Annotated in this window: 5 protein-coding genes and 1 pseudogene; all 6 read left to right on the plus strand. The window is 60.0% G+C overall.

The window, feature by feature from the left end; genetic code table 11:
* On the plus strand, nt 1–217 hold a 217-nt coding region (locus VGM55_RS12245), incomplete at its 5' end, for a hypothetical protein (RefSeq protein ID WP_331635609.1).
* A gap of 29 nt (nt 218–246) precedes the next feature.
* Entirely contained in the window at nt 247–1,302 is a 1,056-nt protein-coding gene (gene xerC / locus VGM55_RS12250) for a site-specific tyrosine recombinase XerC (protein ID WP_331635610.1), read from the plus strand.
* Nucleotides 1,303–1,354: 52 nt separating this feature from the next.
* Nucleotides 1,355–1,618, plus strand: a complete 264-nt coding sequence (locus VGM55_RS12255) for a type II toxin-antitoxin system ParD family antitoxin (RefSeq protein WP_154189604.1) — start codon at nt 1,355–1,357, stop codon at nt 1,616–1,618.
* Complete coding sequence (locus VGM55_RS12260; protein ID WP_154189605.1) at nt 1,615–1,917, plus strand: type II toxin-antitoxin system RelE/ParE family toxin; 303 nt, start codon at nt 1,615–1,617, stop codon at nt 1,915–1,917. Before VGM55_RS12255 ends, VGM55_RS12260 begins: the two co-directional genes overlap by 4 nt.
* Nucleotides 1,918–2,398: 481 nt before the next feature.
* Entirely contained in the window at nt 2,399–2,584 is a 186-nt protein-coding gene (locus VGM55_RS12265; protein WP_331635611.1) for a hypothetical protein, read from the plus strand.
* Between the two features lie 15 nt (nt 2,585–2,599).
* Nucleotides 2,600–2,792, plus strand: a pseudogene (locus tag VGM55_RS12270) (hypothetical protein); the annotation flags it as partial.

Raw genomic sequence — 2,792 nt, forward strand, 5'->3', positions numbered from 1 at the left:
TGGCTCTGACCTGGGCAAGTCTGATGCAGGTGAAGGCAGGTCTACCCTAAGTTCGGGTCAGGTTCGGGCTAAGTCTGACCGGCAAAAAGTGGCCTCAGGCCAGACGGCACAAGGGAATGATGCCGCGCAAGTCTGCCCTGCACCGGATGCAGTAATCAGGCGAAAAAAGAAAACCCCGCTGCCGCCATCGCCCTCGTTATCTGAACCCTCTTCCTGACCCGCCAGCCCTGACACCGGAGCGTCACCATGGCTTACCGCAGACCGCCGTCAAACCGCAAACCCGCTTCAAACCGACTTCTCACCGTGGATGACATCTACCGCCAGCCGGTTGGCCCGGCGACACATCCTAAAAGCCTGTACGCGCTGCTGCTGCGGTTCGTGAAGTGGCGGCGGGAGCGTAACTGGTCGGAGACGACGCTGAAGGTGCAGACGCATCACAGCTACCGCTTTATCTGCTGGGCCGCAGAGCGTGGCCTGTATAATGCCGGCGACATCACGCGGCCGGTGCTGGAGAGTTACCAGCGTTACCTGTACGGCTACCGCAAGCGCAACGGCGAACCGCTCAGCTCCCGGACACAGCGCACGGCGTTGCAGCCGCTTCAGGTGTGGTTCTCCTGGATGGCGAAGCAGGGGCTTATCCTCGCCAACCCTGCCGCCGACCTGGAGCTGCCGAGACTGGAGAAGCACCTGCCGCGCACCATCCTGAGCGTGGAGCAGGTGGAGGACATCGTGAGTCTGTGCGACCTGACGACGCATCAGGGCATCCGTGACCGGGCACTGCTGGAGCTGCTGTGGTCGACGGGTATCCGGCGCGGTGAGGTGGCGGGGCTTGAGATATACAGCGTGGACTTCAGCCGGAAGATACTGACCATCGTGCAGGGCAAGGGAAAGCAGGACAGGATAGTGCCGGTGGGCGAGCGGGCGCTGTGGTGGCTGGAGCGTTATCTGCATCATGTGCGCCCGGAGGTGCTGGTCAGCCCGGACTGCAAGGCGCTGTTCCTGGCGATGGATGGCGTGGCGGGGTTAACGGCGAGCGGTATCACAATGGCGGTGGTGCCGTACCTGAGAGCGGCGGGCATCGACAAAGGCAGTTGTCACCTGTTCCGGCACGCGATGGCCACCCAGATGCTGGAGAACGGCGCGGACCTGCGGTGGATACAGGCGATGCTGGGCCACCGGAGCGTGGAGAGCACGCAGATATACACCCAGGTGAGTATCCGGGCGCTTCAGGCGGTGCATGCGAGTACGCATCCGGCGGAGCAGCGGGGGAATGATGCGTCGGAAGTTGCCGATGAAAAATGACACAGTATACTAACAGTTAATAACTGATAGTAATCCAGCCGGAGAAACCACCATGCCAACCAGCGTAGCCCTGAGTCCCTACTTCGAAGCGTTCATCCGCGAACAGATAGACAGCGGACGTTACAACAACACCAGTGAGGTTATCCGGGCAGGCCTTCGCGCCCTGGAAGAGCGGGAGCAGCAGATGAAACTTGAGACACTGCAAAAAGCGGTCAGCGCAGGGATAAACAGCGGTGAAAGCAAAAGCGCGGAAGAGGTGTTCGGGCGTCTGTCACGCAAATACCAGCGTATGGCTGAAGGTAAGCAGACGAAATGAAACTCGGCATATCGCCACTGGCAGAACAGGATATGGAAGCTATCGGCGACTATATCGCACAGGACAATCCGGTACGTGCAGTCAGCTTCACGGAAGAACTTTACCAGCAGTGCCTGTTGATAGCGGAGTCACCGGTTATCTACAGGGAAAGGCCCGAGCTGGGACAAAGCGTCAGAAGTTGCGCTTATGGGCGCTACCTGATCGTGTTCAGGGTACTTGATACTGAAGTACGCATAGAGAGGCTGCTGCATGGTTCACGGGATATTATCAGCCTGTTCGCGGAGCCGGACAGCCCGTAAGCCATCTGTGAGCGGAGTTGTTTTGTGCCCGGCAGAGCGTGCCGTCCGTGGCACGATCTGCCTTCATCAACGCCGGTGCAGCGCGGGGTCAATGGCCGTGCAGCGGCGCGAACCAGGTGCAATATGCGGGTCAGGTGTAGCCGCAGCACATCCATTAACCATAATGCGGGAGATTATCCGCACTCTCGCGCCCTCCATCTCAGCCCACAAAAACCTCGTCATGCGCTTGTATGCGTATAATCTGCATTATGGCGTGCGCCGCCGCGTGTAACATCGGGTGTGGCCGCCGTCCCTGGCGGCGTTGGCTATCTCATCGTCTTCAGCAAACAGCAATAAGGGTTGTCGGCCTGTGGCCTCCGCTTAAGGCGTTCATACCCGCCCGGCGGGGTCTGTCTGCGCCGGGTCGTGCCACGCGGTAAAGAAACGTGTCACTCCTTGCCGTCTCGGCAGCCTCCACTTCCCACCCCGGTCCGGTGTGGTCATGCAAAAGCAAAACCCGGTCTTGCAGGCGTGCAACAAAGCGCCGTGGCGTCGCTTACGGGCCTCGCCAGCCCGTACCCGGCAGGCGGTTCACCGGGCCACAGCAAGCAGTGCCCCGGCTCCGGCCGCGACAGAAAAAGCGGTAATGACAGCGATGGCCATGCTGTTAAAATGCGCGGACGGATAACGCAGGGAAAGCGGGATGAAACGGATAAGGAAAGCCCTGACATGGCTGTTGTGCCTGGTGATGTTCGCCGGGGCGGTAGCGTGTTCGGGCGGAAAAAGCGCGTCGGGGAAAAAATCTCCGGGCATCGAAACGCCTCAGCAAAAACAGGTTGTAACTGACTGTCTGCACAGGGAAAAACCGGGTTCGTCGCTGGACTGCGCACCGGATA

It is taken from the genome of Cedecea sp., from assembly GCF_036500665.1.
Classification (GTDB): domain Bacteria; phylum Pseudomonadota; class Gammaproteobacteria; order Enterobacterales; family Enterobacteriaceae; genus Cedecea.

Bases quoted from the DNA above. Each gene is read 5' to 3' on its own strand.
- VGM55_RS12265 (WP_331635611.1), top strand. From the start codon at position 2,399: ATGCAAAAGCAAAACCCGGTCTTGCAGGCGTGCAACAAAGCGCCGTGG.
- VGM55_RS12260 (WP_154189605.1), top strand. From the start codon at position 1,615: ATGAAACTCGGCATATCGCCACTGGCAGAACAGGATATGGAAGCTATC.
- xerC (WP_331635610.1), top strand. From the start codon at position 247: ATGGCTTACCGCAGACCGCCGTCAAACCGCAAACCCGCTTCAAACCGA.
- VGM55_RS12255 (WP_154189604.1), top strand. From the start codon at position 1,355: ATGCCAACCAGCGTAGCCCTGAGTCCCTACTTCGAAGCGTTCATCCGC.